This is a genomic window from Actinacidiphila sp. bgisy144 (assembly GCF_057708105.1).
This window is the reverse complement of the sequence record NZ_JBYIRM010000029.1, coordinates 24,402-39,506: the sequence shown is the minus strand read 5'-3', so window position 1 is coordinate 39,506 and position 15,105 is coordinate 24,402. Positions and strand designations below refer to the sequence as shown.

Here is a 15,105-nt window from a genome sequence, read left to right as displayed (position 1 = left end):
TGACCGAGCCGCCGCCGGCCGAGAACCGCTGACCCACCGCACGACCGCGAAGGACCCCGTCATGACCACGCAGAACGCGATCAACTGGCCCGAGAAGTACCTGCCCGGCACCGGCGACAACTTCGTCTCCAACGAAGTCGTCGTCAGGGGCGTGACCGCCGCGCAGGTGTGGCGCCTGCTCACGGACACCTCCACCTGGGAGTCGTACTACGACAACGTCGCCGACATCTCCTTCCCCGACGGCGGCGGCCCGGTGCTCGCGGACGGCCGGGACTTCCGCTTCGGCACCTTCGGCTTCCCGCCGCTGGCCGCCCGGGTCGTGGAGTTCGCCGCCCCCGCGGCGGGCACGCCCGGCCGGCTGTCCTGGACCGCCCGGCAGGACGGCGGCCCCGACGAGCGGCTCGACGTGCTGCACGCGTGGCTGGTGGAGGACCTCGACGGCGGGCGGGTCCGCGTCCTGACGCAGGAATCCCAGATCGGCCGGCCCGCCGCGGAACTGGCCGGGCAGGTGCCGAACCCGATGCTCAACGGCCACCAGGCGTGGCTCGACGGACTTCTCCGCGCCGCCGCACGGTGACAGCCCGCCGCACCGGGGCGTACCTTGCCCGGCACGGGGCCGACCGGGGCGCCGCCGGACGGGCAGGGGGAAGCGCCAGGTGGGCACGGTAGCCGTGGGCGGGGTCACCATCGGGTACGACGACAGCGCCGGGGGAGCGGACGCGCCCGGCGGCGGCAGCACCGGGCCGGTGCCGCTGCTGCTCGTCCACGGGCACCCCTTCGACCGCACGATGTGGGCCCCGCAGGCCGCCGCGTTCGGCGCCGGGCGCCGGGTGGTCGTCCCCGACCTGCGCGGCTACGGCGCGAGCACCGTACAGCCCGGCCGTACCGGACTCGACGTGTTCGCGGGCGACCTCGCCGCGCTGCTCGACGCGCTCGGCATCCCGCGGGCCGTGCTGTGCGGGCTGTCCATGGGCGGCCAGGTGGTGCTGGAGTTCCAGCGGCGGTTCGCCGGGCGCGTGGCCGGGCTGGTGCTCGCCGACACCTTCGCGCGGGCCGAGACCGAGGCCGGCCGCAAGGAGCGGTACGACCGGGCCGCGGTGCTGGAACGCGACGGCATGGCGGCCTACGCGCACGGCGTGCTGGACTCGATGGTCGGCCCCGCGACCGTACGCGACCGGCCCGAGGTGGCCGCGCACGTGCTGCGGATGATGCTCGGCGCGCCACCGCAGGGCGCCGCGGCCGCTCTGCGCGGCCGGGCCGAACGCCCCGACTACACCCCGACGCTGGCCCGGATCGCGGTGCCCACGCTGGTGGCCGTCGGGCGCGACGACGTCTTCACACCCGTCTCCGACGCGCGGTTCCTGCACGAACACATCGCCGGCTCGCGGCTGGTGGTCGTCGAGGGCGCCGGGCACCTGCCCAACCTGGAGCAGCCCGCCGCCTTCGACGCCGCGCTGGCCGACCTGCTCGCGGCCGTCGACGCGGCAGTCGACGGGGCAGTCGACGGGGCCGGGCCGGGCGGGAGTTGACGGGCCGCGGCCCGCCGCCGGTGTGAGGAAGGACGGAATCGGCCGCCGCCACTGGCTTTCGGCACCTGCGCGTGCTCGAATCGTTGCATGGACAACCAGACGGCCGGGCCCGCGGCGGACGCCGCGCCCGGCCCCGAGGACGGCCGCGGCACGCCGGTCGGGCGGCGGGTGGTGCTGGGCATGCTCGGCCTCGGCGCCGCGGGCGTCGCGGTCGGCGGCGCGGTGCAGGGCCGGCTCGACTCGATCCTCGCCTCGGTCAGCGCGAAGGACCCGACCGGGGTGACCGGACTGCTGCCCGGCGGTGGCGGTTTCCGGTTCTACTCCGTCTCCGACTCCATCCCGCACCGCGGCGAGAGCGACTACCGGCTGACCGTCGGCGGCCTGGTGGACCACCCCGCCTCCTACGCGCTCGCCGACCTGCGCGCGCTGCCCCAGGTGCGGCTGGTGCGCGACGTGCAGTGCGTCACCGGCTGGCGGGTGCCGAAGACCGCGTTCTCCGGGGTGCGGTTGTCCACCCTGCTCGACGCCGCGGGCGTGAAGTCCCCCGGCGCCGCGGTGCACTTCACCTGCTTCGACGGCGTCTACACCGAGAGCCTCACCCTCGCCCAGGCCCGCCGCAGCGACATGCTGGTGGCCCTGACCATGAACGACAAGCCGGTCACCGCCGCCCACGGCGGCCCGGTGCGCCTCTACGCGGCCCCGATGTACTTCTACAAGTCCGCGAAGTGGCTGTCCGGCATCACCGTCACCGAGCACGTGCAACGCGGCTACTGGGAGCAGTACGGATATGACGTCGACGGATGGGTCGGAAAGTCCAACGGCCGCCATGACGCGCCGACGTCGTGACCGCCCGGTCCCGCCGGGCACGGTACGGCGCTTCACCCGCGCCGAGACCTGGGTGCACCGCACCCTGAACACCCTCATGGCGGTCTGCGTGGCCAGCGCCGCCTGCCTGTACTTCCCGCCGCTCGCCGAGATCGTCGGCCGCCGCCGGCTGGTGGTCACCGTCCACGAGTGGTCCGGCATCCTGCTGCCGGTGCCGCTCCTGCTCGGCCTCACCTCCCGCGCCTACCGCGCCGACACCAGGCGGCTGGGCCGGTTCTTCCCGCACGACCGGGCCTGGCTGCGCACCGCCCTGCGCGAGCGGCGCCGCGACCGGCTGCACGCGGGCAAGTTCAACGCCGGCCAGAAGCTCTACGCGGCCTTCGCCGTCGGCGCGGTCCTGGTCATGCTGGGCACCGGGCTGCTCATGTGGTTCCCGCGGCTGAGCCCGCTGGTGTGGCGCACCGGCGCCACCTTCGTGCACGACTGGCTCGCGCTGCTGGTGGCCGCCGTCATCACCGGGCACGTCTGGTTCGCCGCCGCCGACCCCGAGGCGCGCCGCGGCCTGCGCACCGGCCGGGTGGAGCGGGCCTGGGCCCGCCGCGAGCACGCCCTGTGGCGCACACAACCGCCCGCCCCCGGCGAGGGCGCGCAGGACCGGGCCGAGGACGCCCGCTGACGGCGCTCCCGCCGCACCGCGCGCCCCCAACTGCCCTGGTTCCGCCGCCCGTTCCGTTCCGTTACAGCCAGGACACCGTACGGCCGCCGGACAGCCACCGGGGTTTCGCCGCCCGCACCTAGCGTCACCGCATGACCACGTCGCAGTTGACGAGCCGAAGGGCCGCCGGGCCGGCCGAGCCCGAGGCGCGGTCCACACCGCCCGCCGCCCCGCCCGAGCCCTACCGTGCCCGCCGCCGGCTGCGGCTGCGGCTGACCGGCCCGGGCCTGCTCGGCGCCCGCGCGGCGCTGGCCGTCCTGCTGCTCGCCGCCCTGTGCGCCACCGCCGTGATCGGCGCGGTCACCGTCCGCGGCGACACCTCGCGACTGCGCACGACGGTGTCCGAACGCGCCGCCGTCGCCGCCCAGTTGAGGTTCGCGCTGGCCGACCTCGACGCCCAGCACGCCGACACCCTCGCGCCCGGCATGTCCGCCGACGGCAGCGGCGCCTACGTCGGCAACCAACTCGAAGCGCTCATCACCGCCCAGCAGCGGCGCACGGAAGTCAGTGACGCGCTAAGGCAGTTGAGCGGCGACAGTGCCCACAGCGACCAGGTGGGCGCACTCCTCGACGGACTGAGCCGCTACGACGACCTCAGCGGCCGCGCCGCCTTCGTCGACGAGCAGTCGCCCGACCGCCTGGCCGGCCACCCGCCCGCCGTCACCGTGGCCATGAACGCCCAAGCCGGCGCCGTCATGACGCAGACTCTGCTGCCGACGGCCGACAAGCTTGCGGCGGACTACCGGCAGCAGGCCGGCCGCGCCGCCGCGAAAGTGCACACCGACACCCGCCGCTGGATCGCCGTGGTCGGCGCGCTCGGCGCCGCCGCCCTGCTCTTCCTGCTGTGGTGGCAGCGCGAACTGGCCCGCGCCTACCGGCGGTTGCTCAGCCCGCCGCTGGTCGCCGCGACCGCCGCGGTGCTCGCGGTGTGCCTGGCCGGCACCGTCGCCCTCAGCTCCGGCGCGGGCGCCGCGGGCACCGCCGACAGCCAGGGGCTGCGGCCCTGGTCCCGGCTGGCCGAGGCGGGCGCGGTGGCCGCGCAGGCCGCCGCGGCCGAGAGCCGCTGGTTCGTGCAGGGCGACGACCTCGGCCGCAGCGACGCGGCCCGCTACACCGCCCTCACCAAGCGCCTCGACACCCTGCTGGCCCCCGACGGCTACGCCACCGCCGCCGAGCGCCCCGCCTACGAGGACGTCCTCACCCGCTACCGCCGCTTCCGCGCCGACGACACCGCGCTGCGCCGCCTGAAGGACGCCGGGCGGACCGACGAGGCGGCGGTGCTGCTGACCACCGTCGGCCGCGGCGACATCGCCTTCGACTTCTGGGACTTCGCGACCACCCTGGACCAGCTCGCCGCCCGCCGCCTCGACGACTTCGCCCACCACGCCGGCGACGCCCGCGGCGCCCTCGGCGGGTGGCCGGCCGTGCCGGCGGGCGCGCTCGGCGCCGCCGCGGCGCTGGTACTACTGGCGGTCCGGCCGCGGCTGGCCGAGTACCGCTGAGCGACGGCCCCGGGCCCGCCCGGCACCCCGGTTTTCCGGGCCGCTGCCGGAGCCCGCGCCACCGGGCGCCGCACGAACGTATATTGGATCGAAGCCGTACCGCCTGGGGGAGGCGTGCAGCCCGGCACCTCACCCCGGCCGTCCTGGACGAGATGAGAGCCCGCCCGATGACCACAGACTCCGCGCCCACCCCGGAAGGGGAGTCGTCCATCCCGGACGAGGTGTGGGAACAGTTCCTCTCCGACAACGAGCGGGACATCCGCGCGTCCGCGCCCAAGGAGCCGTCCGCGCGCGCCCGGATCGTCGCGCGCCGGCTGCGGGAGCAGCAGGAGCAGGCCGCCGCGCAGGGCAGCCGGCGGCGCCGCGGCCGGCGCAGGACCGCGGCCGCACCGGCCGACACCTCCTGGCGGACCGGCCGCACCGACGAGGGCGACCGGCGGACGCTGCGCCGCGGCCGGCTGCGCGGGGTGGCGGCTGTGCTGCTGCTCGTGGTGGTCCTGCTGGTGGTGCTCTCCCCGAGCCACGCGTGGTCCCTGGTCACCGGCAACGGCTGAACCGGCAACGGCTGAACCGGTGGCGGCTGAACCGGCAACGGCTGAACCCGCTGAGGCCGCGGCCGGCCCGGCGGCCATCCGGCCCGCGCGCCGCCGCGGTTCAGTCGGCGGCGGGCGGGCCGGGCTCGCCGGCCACGATCAGGTCCGGCAGGTGCTCGGCGATCTCCTCGCGCAGCACCTCGGGGATGCCCGCGTCGGTGACCAGGGTGTCCACGTCCTCCAGGGCGGCGAAGGAACTCAGGCCCACCGTGCCCCACTTGGTGTGGTCGGCGATCACCACCACGCGCCGCGCGGAGCGGACGAACTGGCGGTTGGTCTCGGCCTCCGCGAGGTTCGGCGTGGACAGCCCCGCCTCCACCGAGATGCCGTGCACGCCCAGGAAGAGCAGGTCGAAGTGGAGCGACTGGATCGCCCGGTCCGCGACCGGCCCGACCAGCGTCTCGGACAGCGTCCGCATCCCGCCGGTGATCACCACGGTCGCCGCACCGGCGCCGTGGGCGCCGCCGGCCGTGCGCTGCCCGGACTGGAAGACGTCCGCGACCCGCACGGAGTTGGTCACCACCGTCAGGTCCGGCACGTCCAGGAGCTGCTGGGCCAGCGCGTAGGCGGTGGTGCCGCCGGCCAGCGCGATCGCGGCGCCCGGCGGCACCAGGGTGGCGGCCGTCCGCGCGATCGCCTCCTTCGCGCCCAGCTCCAACCCGGACTTCGCCTCGAACCCCGGTTCGTGGCTGCTCGGCTCCACCACCGGCACCGCGCCGCCGTGCACCTTCTCCACCACGCCCTGGCGGGCCAGCGCGTCCAGGTCGCGGCGGACCGTCATGTCGGAGACGTTCAGCCGGCGGGTCAGCTCGTTGACCCGCACACCGCCGCGCCGCCGGACCTCGTCCAGGATCAGGGCCCGGCGCTGCTCAGCGAGCAGGTTCTGGTTGTCGCTCACCCGTGACCTCGTCCCGTCCGTGAGGTTGTCCTATGGGCCGACCGCTTATCTTAGGCCGACTCCACCGCCGGGTCAGCCGTCACGTCAGGTTGGGGAGATCTTCGGGGTACAGCAGCTGGAGTTCGTCGTGGGTGGGATCGTCGACGTGCGCCATTCGGACCGCGTGCCGCTCGATCATGCCCTCGAAGGTCTGGCGCGCGGTACGGCCGTTGCCGAAGGCGGGACCCTTGGGGATCGCGGTGAAGTACTTCAGCAGCGCCTCGGCCGCGTCGTCGCCGAGCCGGTACTGGTGCTCGGTCGCCTGCGCCTCCACGATCTGCAGCAACTCCTGCGCGGTGTAGTCGCCGAAGGTGATCGTGCGGGAGAAGCGGGACGCCACACCCGGGTTGGAGGCGAGGAACCGCTCCATCTCGGCGGTGTAGCCGGCCACGATCACCACGACCGCCTCGCGGTGGTCCTCCATGAGCTTCACCAGCGTGTCGATCGCCTCGCGCCCGAAGTCGCGCCCGGCGTCCTCCGGTGCGAGCGCGTACGCCTCGTCGATGAAGAGCACCCCGCCGCGCGCCCGGTCGAACGCCTCCTGGGTGCGGATCGCGGTCGAGCCGATGTGTTCGCCGACCAGGTCGACCCGGGCGACCTCGACCAGGTGCCCGCGCTCCAGGACGCCGAGCGACGCCAGGATCTCCCCGTACAGCCGCGCCACCGTGGTCTTGCCGGTGCCGGGGGAGCCGGTGAAGACCAGGTGGCGGCGCGGTGAGGGCGCCTTGAGCCCGGCCTGCTCCCGGCGCCGCCCGACCGAGATCAGGTCGATCAGGGTGCGCACCTCGCGCTTGACGCTGTCCAGGCCGACCAGCGCGTCGAGGTCGCCGAGCACCACGTCGCTCTCCCGCGTGGCCACCCGCACCGGCGCGTCCTGCGGCGGCACCTCGGCCGGCCGCTGCGCCGGGACGCCGCCCAGCAGGCCGTACGACTGCGTGCCGGTGCTCAGCGCCCGGGCCGGCGGCGTACCGGCCGCGGCGGACCCGCCGGCGGTGCGCGCCGCGGACGGTACGGGCGCGGGCAGGTCGTCGGTCGCGGCGCGGTCGCTGGTGCAGTCCTCGGTGACCGGGCCCGGCTCGGCGAACTCGTAGCCGCCGCGGGCGCACCGCTCGGTGCGGCAGCGGGTCAGGTGGGAGCGGCAGCCGTCGATGATGTGGAAGCCGAAGCCGCGGCTGCCGACCACCCGGCAGCCGGTGAAGGCGCCGCGCCCGCCGGCCGAGACGTACACCCCGGCCTCGGCGGGGTTGGTGACGGTGCAGCGCTCCAGCGCCGGGTCCGCGCCCTTGGTGACGATCACCCCGGTCGCGGTGTCGTCCACGGTCACCTGGGAGAGGGTGCCGCCGCTGCCGTGGTCGCGGAACCACGCGCCGGTGGCCGCCTCCTTGATCCGGCAGTCGTCCAGCTGCACGCTGGCGCCGTCGCTCACCGACACCGCGGTGTTGCGGATCTGCGTGAAGTCGCTGTCCACCACGTCCGCGCGCGAACCGCGGTCCAGCACGAACAGCGCGTCCGGCACGTCGTGCACCCGGCAGGAGTCCAGTATCGTCACCGCGCCGTCGCTCACCCACACCGCCGGGTAGTCGCCGGTGCTGTCGTGGATCTCGCACTGGTTGGCGTCCGCGCGGGTGCCCGGGTCCCAGACCGACAGGCCGTTGCGGCCGAAGCCGCGGATCGTGCTGCGGGTGAGGGTCAGCACCGAACGGGCCCGCAGGTCCACCGCGTTCTCGGGGATGTCGTGGATGACGCAGTCGGACATCGCCAGCACCGCGTCGGTGTCCAGGGTGATGCCGTCGCCGGTGGTGCGGTGCACCTGGCAGTCGGTGAACTGCCCGCTGCCCTGCGCCGACAACTGCACGCCGGTGCCCCGGACTTCGAAGACCTCGCAGCTCACCGCCTCCAGCGAGCTGCCCTCACCGGTGACCGACAGGCCCGCGCCGGTGGCGTGGTGGACTCGGCAGCGCTCCAGCCGCGGGGTCGCGCCGCCGCGCACCGCGAAGCCGTTCTGCCCGGCGGAGACCACCTCGCACTCCTCGAACAGGCCGCCCGCGCCCTCCAGCAGGCTCACCCCGACCCCGGCCGGGTTGTCCACGGTGCAGCGTCGTACCGTCGGCCGGGCGCCGTCGCGCACCTCCAGGCCGACCGCCGAGCGGGTGCTGATCCGCACCCCCGACAGCTCCGGGGCGCCCGCCTCGACCAGCAGCGCGGCCGACGTGACGTCCTGGCACTCGACCACCAGGTCCTGCACCAGCGCGGCCCCCCGCAGCGTGAGCGCCACCCCCGAGGCGGGGGCGAGCCGCACGGTGCCGGGCCCGTCCGCGCAGCGCAGCGTCACCGCGCGGTCCACCAGGAGGTTCTCCCGGTAGGTGCCGGCACCCACCGAGAGCACGTCGCCGTCGCCGGCCGCGTCCAGCGCGGCAGCAAGGGTCTCGTACTCACCTGTGCGGCGGCGCCACCGAGAACTGCTCGGATTGGTCACCTGCACCACGCCATGTGCCATCGGGCTGCTCAGCCCCCACCCTCTTGCGTCGCCGACCGGGGATCAAACCGTAGCGCGGCCGGAGGCATGCTGGTGACGCGCGGCCACCCGGTGGACATCGTAACGGGCTTGCGGCAGCGCGCCGGTGGGCGGTTTCGCGCCCCCGCGGACCGGTCAGCCGCCGGCGCCGGCGCGGCCCCAGTCCTGGCCGACCCGGGCCCACTCGCGCGCCCAGGACTCCAGCCGGCGCAGCATCAGCCGCCACATCAGCAACTGGCGGGAGAGCACCAGCAGTCCGGCCGCGGCCGACCCGGCGGCGACCCCGGCGAGCACCGCGTGCGTGCCGGCGGTGGCGGAGTCCAGCGGCGGCGGCGCCAACCTGCCGGCGCGGTCGGTCCAGACCTTGATCCGGCCCTGCTGGAGCACCTCGACGTCGGAGGAGACCGTGGCGGTCCGCGTGCTGCCGTCGGGGCCGGTCCAGCGCAACTGCTCGGTGGGACGCGTCTTCGAGCCGGACGCCTTGTCGCGCGCGAGGGTCGCGGTCACCAGGGTGCGCTCGGCGTGCTCGGTGGCGACCTCGTGGCTCAGCACGCGGCCCACCGATCTGTCCGCCCACCAGCCCAGCAGCGGTGTCGCGCACAGGGCGACGGCGAAGAACAGCGCGAGCCATGTCTCGACCACGTCCGTGCGCCGGCGCAGCGGATTGCGCCGCCAGCGCCATCCGCGCACGGTGCCTGTCGTGCGACCCCTCATCGGCGGCCACCCCCTTCACACCCATCAACTACCGCAACCGGCGCGGTTCAATGCACGCCCTTTCCGCGGGGGTGCGGAAAAGGCGGGTGGAACGTCAGTCCACCACGCTCAACGCGTCGCCGACGTGCAGGGTTCCTGACGACTCGGGCACGAGGTTCTGGCCGAAGACCAGCCGGCCGTCGAGGTTGCGGTGCCGGCCCAGGGAGCGCAGCGGCTCGCGGCCGCGGACGCCGGTGCGCTGGTCGGTGGTGGTGATCACGCACCGCCCGCAGGGCTTGGGCACGCGGAAGACGACCTCGCCGATCCGGACCCGCTTCCAGTCGTCCTCGGCCCACGCGGCGGTGCCGTCCACGACGGCGTTCGGCCGGAACCGGTCCATCGGCAGCGGGCCCTCCTTCGCCCGGTCGCCCGCGGAGATCAGCTCGTTGAGCGCGTCGAGCGACGCGGTGGTGGTGACCAGCAGCGGGAAGCCGTCGGCGAGGCTGACGGTCTCGCCGGGCAGGGCGTACTCGGGCGCGATCGGCCGGCGCAGGTCGGGCCGGTCGAGGTGGACCAGCCGCACCGGGGTGCCGAGGTAGCCGGTGAACCACCGCGCGGCGGCCTCGCCGGCGGCGCGCACCTCCAGCGATCCGGCGAAGATCCGCGCGGTCTCCAGCGGGCCGGGCGGCGGCACGTCGACATGCAGGGGCGCCCGGCCGGGTGCGGACAGCCGCAGCCCGCCGCGGTCGTCGAGCGCGGTGTCCACCAACGCCAGCCGGGCGTCCTCACGTTGCGTGACCGCCTTGCCGGTGGCGGCGTCGACCAGCATCCAGCGGCGGTCCCCCGCGAGCCCCCACGGCTCCACGACCGCCGCCGGCGTGCTGGTGGCACGCATCGACTTGACCGGGTAGAGGTGCAGCGCGCTGACGGTGGGCATGGTCATGCGACCATCGTGCCATCCGGTCGGCTGCCGCCCGCAGCTCGGCCTGCTGTTGGCTCAGCCCTGGTAGTAGCCCCCTCCGGGCTGCGCCGGCGGGACGCCGAGGCCGAGGTTGCGGCGCTGGTAGTTCTCCTCCGGGTGCCCGACCGGGCCCTGCCGGGGCGCCATCGGCCGCGGGGGTGCCGGGCGGGCCGCCTGATAGCCGGACGGCGACGCCTGCTGCGGTTGCGCAGGGTAGCCGCCGTAGCCGTTGGCCGGCGCCGGGCGCTGCATGGCGGCCTGCTGCGGCGCATATGCCGCGGGCTGCTGCTGGTAACCGCCGCCCTGGTACCCGCCCGGCCCCTGCTGGTGCTGCGGCTGGGGCTGCTGGTGTTGCTGGCCCATCTGCCCCGCCGGGGCCGAGGGGCCGGCCGGCAGCGCCGGGAGCGCGGCGGGCAGGGCAGGCAGATTCCCGCTGCTGCCAAAGGAGTTGTAGCCGCCGGAGTCGTACGAGGGGTACGGCGCGGGCACGCGGATGGGGGCGATCTGCGGGGTGCCGCGCTCGGCCACGAGGCTGTCGTAGATCGGGGTGTCCGGGAAGGACGCAGACGAAGGGTAGTAGCTGCCGTAGCCGCCACCGTACGAACCGCGGGGGGTGGTCATGGGCCATAAGTTAAGCCCACGATGTGGTCGTTGGGGAGACCGATTGGATGGTTGTTTTGCGTGCTGTGAGTGACCTTGGTTCATTAATACGAGCGAATCCCCGGAAAACGGTCACCATCTCAGGATGTGATCAGGTAAAAGCCTCGTTTCCCGGGTGTGCCGCGCGGGCGCTCCGCCGCTCCTGACGATACGTCAACAAGGCCGCACGCAGGGCGGAGAGCGCCGGACGGTACGGTTGAGGAGGCGGTCGCCCGGCCGTACGGCCAGGCCGTACGCCGCCGGTCCGCTGTGCCCTCACGCCCGCGCCGGTCCGCCGCCTCCGCACGCCCGCCGCCGTCACACGGTCGCGTCGGGCTTCGCGTAGGTGCGGCCCTTCCACGCCGCGCCCCGCCCGCGGTAGTGCTGCACCGCCGAGTCCACCGTCATCAGCAGGTACAGCGCCGCGGTGTACGGCAGCAGCGGGGCCAGCGCCCACGGCTGGCCGTAGTAGCGCAGCATCGGCAGATAGGTCCCCGCCATCACCGCCCACGCCGCCGCGCCCAGCACGCACAGCGGCCACGCGCCCGCGACCGCCCCGCCGACCGCCGCGACCGGCGGCACCAGGTAGATCAGCGCCAGCCCCAGCACGGTCCCCGCCAGCACCAGCGGATTGTGCCGCAGTTGGGCGTACGCGCTGCGCGCCACCATCCGCCACAGCTCGGCCAGGTCCGGGTACGGGCGCACGCTGTCGACCTGCTCGGCGAGCCCGAGCCAGATCCGCCCGCCGGACCGCTTCACCGCGCGGGCCAGCGCCACGTCGTCGATCACCGACTGCCGGATCGCGTCCGGCACGTCCGCCGCCTTCGCCGCGGACGCCCGCAGCAGCACGCACCCGCCGGCCGCGGCCGCGGTCCGCCCGCGCGGGCGGTTGATCCAGCGGAAGGGGTAGAGCTGCGCGAAGAAGTACACGAACGCCGGGACGATCAGCCGCTCCCACCCCGTCTCCACCCGCAGCCGGGCCATCTGGGAGACCATGTCCAGATCCTCGCCGACCGCCGCCTCCACCAGGGCCCGCAGGCTGCCCGGGCGGTGCGCGATGTCCGCGTCGGTGAGCAGGAAGTACTCCGCGCCGGTGCGCTCACCGGCCAGCGCCATCCCGTGCCGCACCGCCCACAGCTTGCCGGTCCACCCCTGCGGCGGCTCGCCCGGGGAGGTCACCGTCAGCGGCAGCGCGCCCGGCCGCGCGCCCAGCTCCCGGGCCAGCTCGCCGGTGCCGTCCGTGCTGCCGTCGTCCACCAGGAAGACCTCCGCGCGGCCCGGGTACTCCTGGGCGAGCAGCGAGGACAGGCTGACCCCGATCACCTCGGCCTCGTCCCGCGCCGGCACCACCACGGCCACGTCCGGCCACCTCCGCACCGGCGCGCGCCCGCCGCCCCGCGGCAGCCGCACGTCCGTGCGCCAGAACCCTCCCTGCCCCGCCAGCAGCCACACCCACGCCACCAACGACACCCCTGCGATCCCAGTCATCACGCTCACCCCCGCAGTCTGCCCGAGTTCCCGCCCGGCGCCCGCGCGGGGCACCTCCCGCGGCGCGCCCGGGCCCGCGCGGCGGTGCGGGCCGCGGCAGCGGCAGCGCGTCGCGGGGGAGCGCTTAGAGTGGTGGCGTGAAGATCGGCTTGGTGGATTCGGGTGTCGGGCTGCTCGCCGCTGCCGCGGCGGTGCGGCGGGTGCGGGCGGACGCCGACCTGGTCCTCGCGTCGGACCCGGCGGGCATGCCGTGGGGCCCGCGGTCGGCGCAGGACGTCGCGGCGCGGGCCCTGGACTGCGCGCGGGCCGCGGCCGCCTACGGGCTGGACGGCCTGGTCGTGGCGTGCAACACCGCCTCGGTGCACGCGCTGCCCGCGCTGCGGGCGGCGTTCGAGCCCGGGCTGCCGGTCGTGGGCACCGTCCCGGCGATCAAGCCCGCGGCGGCCGCCCACCGCGAGGTGGCGATCTGGGCCACCCCCGCCACGACCGGCAGCAGCTACCAGCGCGGCCTGATCGCCGAGTTCGGCAACGGCGCCCGGATCACCGAGGTGCCCTGCCCCGGGCTGGCCGACGCGGTGCAGCACGCCGACCAGGACGCCGTCGAAGCGGCGATCGCCGCGGCGGCGGCCCTCACCCCGTCGGCGGTAAGCGCCGTCGTCCTGGGATGCACCCATTACGAACTCGTCGCCGACCGCATCTCCGCCGTCCTACCGGGCGCCGCGCTGTACGGCTCCGCCGACGCCGTGGCCGCCCAAGCCCTGCGCAGGGTGGCCGCCACGCCCGGCGGCGGCACCCTCGAGGTCCTCCTCAACGGCCGCCCCGCGCCCCTGCCCGCCGCCGCCCTCGCCTACCCCCAGGGCGCCGCCCTGGCCGTGACGGCCGCCACGGCCTGACGCTCGGACGGTGCCAGGCGCGCCGCGGGTGGGTACGCTGCGGGCATGACGCACGCTCCCCGGCCGGAGACCGGCGCGTCCCGTGTGTGGACGGGCCGGGCCCGCAACCGTATGCAGTGGGTTCCCGCTGCCGTGGGCGCCGCCTGTGTGGCGCTCGGCATCTCCCTGGCGGTCGAGGGCCCCGGCCCCACCGCCAGCCTCGTCCCGCTCGTGATGTCGGTGGTCGGCTGCCTCGCCGTGGGGCTGCTCGTCCTCTTCGGCACCGTGGCCTTCACCCACGTCCACGTCCGGGTCGACCGCGAGGCGGTCCAGGTGCGCTGCGGGCACATCGGTGTGCCGCGCCGCCGCATCCCCATGGGCGAGGTCAGCGGCGCCCGGCTGGCCCCGGTGATCAGCCCCCGCTCCTGGGGCGGCTGGGGCTACCGCTGGCGACCGGAGAAGGGCACGGCCGTCGTCGTACGGCGCGGGCCGGGCATCGTCATCGACCTCGGCGGCGGCCGCTGGTTCACGGTGACCGTCGACGACGCCGAGGGCGCGGTGCGCGCCATCCGCGAGATGCTCGGCCTCGCCGCGCCCCAGGACCCCGCCGGCCGCTGAGTCAGCCCGCCGGCGCCGGCCAGGGCCGGGAGGTGGCCACGCCCGCCAGGAGGCCCGCCGCCGAGGTGACCGCCGCGTAGCTGAGCACATGGTCCACGGTGGCGAGCAGGCCGAGCCCGGTCAGCGCGGCGGCGGCGGTGAGCACCGCCGGAGTGGAGCGCGGGGAGCGCCACAGCGCGCACAGCGTCCACAGGTACGCGCCGCCGAGCAGGACCACCCCGGGCACGCCCTGCTCCGCGGCGAGTTGGAAGGGCGCGGACTGGGGGCTCTGCGCGGTCGGGGTGTCCGAGGGCAGCGGGGTGCTCTCCTCCGCGAAGCGCCCCGGCCCGACCCCGCGCAGCGGATGCCGTTCGGCCAGCTCCACCGCCTCGTGCCACAGCGCCACCCGCGGCTGGGTGAGCTGCCCGGTCAGCGACTGCGACAGCCCGCCGGGCAGCGCGTCGACCGCGGTCGCGTAGCTGCCGCCGACCGCCAGCGCCGCGGCCAGCGCCAGCCCGGCCAGGCCGGTCAGCCGGTGCCGCATCCGGGCGGCGGCCAGCGAGCACAGCACGACCGCCACGCCCGCCGCGAAGGCCGCGGACGACCCCAGCAGCAGCGCGGAGAGCGCGCAGGTCAGCGCCAGCAGCCGCAGCAGGCTCCGCCACACCACCGCCGGCAGCCGCCAGAGCGGACCGGTGACGCCGCAGGCCGCGCAGCAGGCCGCTCCGGCGGCGAGGACGAGCAGCGCGGCGTCGGCGTTGGCGTAGCCCAGCGGCGGCGCGCTCCCGCCGCGGGAGAGCCGGCCCGCCGGGACCAGCACGAGCGCAGGCACGGTCACCGCACCCGCGGCGAGCGTCAGCTTCGGCAGCATCGCGCCGAGCACCCGCCCGGCCGCGTATCCGGCGGTGACCGCCAGCAGCGCGAGCAGCGCGCCCTCCGGCCGGGCCGCGCGCCCGCCGGCGCAGACCACCGCCCAGACCGCGCAGCACGCCAGCACGATCATCCCCGCGGCGTCCACCCCGCTCGCCGACGGCCGCGGCTCCTGCCGGGCCTGCCGCAGCGGCCGCCCGCCGGGGCGCGGCCCCGTGGCGCGGCCCGTGCGGCTGCCGTGCGGCGGCGCGCCGCCGGTCGTCGTGTCCATCCCCGACCCCCTGCCGCCACGCGGACGCGACGGTGCCGCCGCACCCGCGTTCCCCGCGTGGGCGCTGTTGTCCGGATCACCGTAACGGGTGACGGCCC

Annotated in this window: 15 protein-coding genes; 8 read left to right on the top strand and 7 right to left on the bottom strand. The window is 75.8% G+C overall.

Annotation, left to right across the window (positions count from 1 at the left end):
- The first annotated feature begins 61 nt into the window (after positions 1 to 61).
- From AC3EVP_RS28040 to AC3EVP_RS28015, 6 genes are all read left to right on the top strand, one after another.
- Entirely contained in the window at positions 62 to 577 is a 516-nt protein-coding gene (locus AC3EVP_RS28040; RefSeq protein ID WP_335980005.1) for an SRPBCC family protein, read from the top strand.
- A gap of 79 nt (positions 578 to 656) precedes the next feature.
- Positions 657 to 1,529, top strand: coding sequence for an alpha/beta fold hydrolase (locus AC3EVP_RS28035; RefSeq protein WP_435134517.1), 873 nt, complete (start codon positions 657 to 659; stop codon positions 1,527 to 1,529).
- An 87-nt stretch (positions 1,530 to 1,616) separates the two neighbouring features.
- Positions 1,617 to 2,375, top strand: coding sequence for a molybdopterin-dependent oxidoreductase (locus AC3EVP_RS28030; RefSeq protein WP_335980001.1), 759 nt, complete (start codon positions 1,617 to 1,619; stop codon positions 2,373 to 2,375).
- The gene (locus AC3EVP_RS28025; RefSeq protein WP_435134514.1) at positions 2,356 to 3,030 is read left to right on the top strand and encodes a cytochrome b/b6 domain-containing protein; all 675 of its coding nucleotides are present in this window, start codon (positions 2,356 to 2,358) and stop codon (positions 3,028 to 3,030) included. The genes AC3EVP_RS28030 and AC3EVP_RS28025 overlap by 20 nt, the downstream gene beginning before the upstream one ends.
- Before the next feature lie 131 nt (positions 3,031 to 3,161).
- Positions 3,162 to 4,571 (top strand): hypothetical protein, encoded by a 1,410-nt coding sequence (locus tag AC3EVP_RS28020; protein WP_435134511.1) that lies wholly within the window; start codon positions 3,162 to 3,164, stop codon positions 4,569 to 4,571.
- A gap of 167 nt (positions 4,572 to 4,738) precedes the next feature.
- Complete coding sequence (locus tag AC3EVP_RS28015; RefSeq protein WP_435134508.1) at positions 4,739 to 5,125, top strand: hypothetical protein; 387 nt, start codon at positions 4,739 to 4,741, stop codon at positions 5,123 to 5,125.
- A 100-nt stretch (positions 5,126 to 5,225) separates the two neighbouring features.
- Here the strand turns inward: AC3EVP_RS28015 and AC3EVP_RS28010 are convergent, their stop codons facing one another.
- The 6 genes from AC3EVP_RS28010 to AC3EVP_RS27985 all read right to left on the bottom strand — a co-directional run bounded on the left by AC3EVP_RS28010 (position 5,226) and on the right by AC3EVP_RS27985 (position 12,397).
- Complete coding sequence (locus AC3EVP_RS28010) at positions 5,226 to 6,062, bottom strand: DeoR/GlpR family DNA-binding transcription regulator (protein WP_435134505.1); 837 nt, start codon at positions 6,060 to 6,062, stop codon at positions 5,226 to 5,228.
- 79 nt (positions 6,063 to 6,141) lie between these two features.
- Positions 6,142 to 8,598 (bottom strand): right-handed parallel beta-helix repeat-containing protein, encoded by a 2,457-nt coding sequence (locus AC3EVP_RS28005; RefSeq protein ID WP_435134503.1) that lies wholly within the window; start codon positions 8,596 to 8,598, stop codon positions 6,142 to 6,144.
- A gap of 153 nt (positions 8,599 to 8,751) precedes the next feature.
- Positions 8,752 to 9,330: an Rv1733c family protein gene (locus AC3EVP_RS28000; protein ID WP_435134500.1), complete on the bottom strand. Its 579-nt coding sequence runs from the start codon at positions 9,328 to 9,330 to the stop codon at positions 8,752 to 8,754.
- A 94-nt stretch (positions 9,331 to 9,424) separates the two neighbouring features.
- On the bottom strand, positions 9,425 to 10,252 hold the full coding sequence (locus tag AC3EVP_RS27995; RefSeq protein ID WP_435134497.1) for an MOSC domain-containing protein: 828 nt from the start codon (positions 10,250 to 10,252) through the stop codon (positions 9,425 to 9,427).
- Positions 10,253 to 10,306: 54 nt separating this feature from the next.
- Positions 10,307 to 10,891 carry a DUF6643 family protein gene (locus AC3EVP_RS27990; RefSeq protein ID WP_335979988.1) on the bottom strand — a complete coding sequence of 195 codons (585 nt, stop codon included), beginning with the start codon at positions 10,889 to 10,891 and terminating at the stop codon, positions 10,307 to 10,309.
- Positions 10,892 to 11,227: 336 nt separating this feature from the next.
- On the bottom strand, positions 11,228 to 12,397 hold the full coding sequence (locus AC3EVP_RS27985) for a glycosyltransferase (protein ID WP_435134494.1): 1,170 nt from the start codon (positions 12,395 to 12,397) through the stop codon (positions 11,228 to 11,230).
- Between the two features lie 137 nt (positions 12,398 to 12,534).
- Here AC3EVP_RS27985 and AC3EVP_RS27980 point away from each other — a divergent pair, with 137 nt between their 5' ends.
- Both AC3EVP_RS27980 and AC3EVP_RS27975 read left to right on the top strand, forming a co-directional pair.
- Positions 12,535 to 13,290, top strand: coding sequence for a glutamate racemase (locus tag AC3EVP_RS27980; protein WP_335979985.1), 756 nt, complete (start codon positions 12,535 to 12,537; stop codon positions 13,288 to 13,290).
- Between the two features lie 45 nt (positions 13,291 to 13,335).
- Positions 13,336 to 13,887, top strand: coding sequence for a hypothetical protein (locus AC3EVP_RS27975; RefSeq protein WP_335979984.1), 552 nt, complete (start codon positions 13,336 to 13,338; stop codon positions 13,885 to 13,887).
- A 1-nt stretch (position 13,888) separates the two neighbouring features.
- Here AC3EVP_RS27975 and AC3EVP_RS27970 read toward each other — a convergent pair whose 3' ends face one another.
- Positions 13,889 to 15,007 carry an O-antigen ligase family protein gene (locus AC3EVP_RS27970; RefSeq protein ID WP_435134492.1) on the bottom strand — a complete coding sequence of 373 codons (1,119 nt, stop codon included), beginning with the start codon at positions 15,005 to 15,007 and terminating at the stop codon, positions 13,889 to 13,891.
- Positions 15,008 to 15,105 lie beyond the last annotated feature (98 nt).

Bases quoted from the DNA above. Each gene is read 5' to 3' on its own strand.
- AC3EVP_RS28020 (WP_435134511.1), top strand. From the start codon at position 3,162: ATGACCACGTCGCAGTTGACGAGCCGAAGGGCCGCCGGGCCGGCCGAG.
- AC3EVP_RS28030 (WP_335980001.1), top strand. From the start codon at position 1,617: ATGGACAACCAGACGGCCGGGCCCGCGGCGGACGCCGCGCCCGGCCCC.
- AC3EVP_RS28025 (WP_435134514.1), top strand. From the start codon at position 2,356: ATGACGCGCCGACGTCGTGACCGCCCGGTCCCGCCGGGCACGGTACGG.
- AC3EVP_RS28040 (WP_335980005.1), top strand. From the start codon at position 62: ATGACCACGCAGAACGCGATCAACTGGCCCGAGAAGTACCTGCCCGGC.
- AC3EVP_RS28000 (WP_435134500.1), bottom strand. From the start codon at position 9,330: ATGAGGGGTCGCACGACAGGCACCGTGCGCGGATGGCGCTGGCGGCGC.
- AC3EVP_RS27975 (WP_335979984.1), top strand. From the start codon at position 13,336: ATGACGCACGCTCCCCGGCCGGAGACCGGCGCGTCCCGTGTGTGGACG.
- AC3EVP_RS27990 (WP_335979988.1), bottom strand. From the start codon at position 10,891: ATGACCACCCCCCGCGGTTCGTACGGTGGCGGCTACGGCAGCTACTAC.
- AC3EVP_RS28015 (WP_435134508.1), top strand. From the start codon at position 4,739: ATGACCACAGACTCCGCGCCCACCCCGGAAGGGGAGTCGTCCATCCCG.
- AC3EVP_RS27995 (WP_435134497.1), bottom strand. From the start codon at position 10,252: ATGACCATGCCCACCGTCAGCGCGCTGCACCTCTACCCGGTCAAGTCG.
- AC3EVP_RS27970 (WP_435134492.1), bottom strand. From the start codon at position 15,007: ATGGACACGACGACCGGCGGCGCGCCGCCGCACGGCAGCCGCACGGGC.
- AC3EVP_RS27985 (WP_435134494.1), bottom strand. From the start codon at position 12,397: ATGACTGGGATCGCAGGGGTGTCGTTGGTGGCGTGGGTGTGGCTGCTG.
- AC3EVP_RS28005 (WP_435134503.1), bottom strand. From the start codon at position 8,598: ATGGCACATGGCGTGGTGCAGGTGACCAATCCGAGCAGTTCTCGGTGG.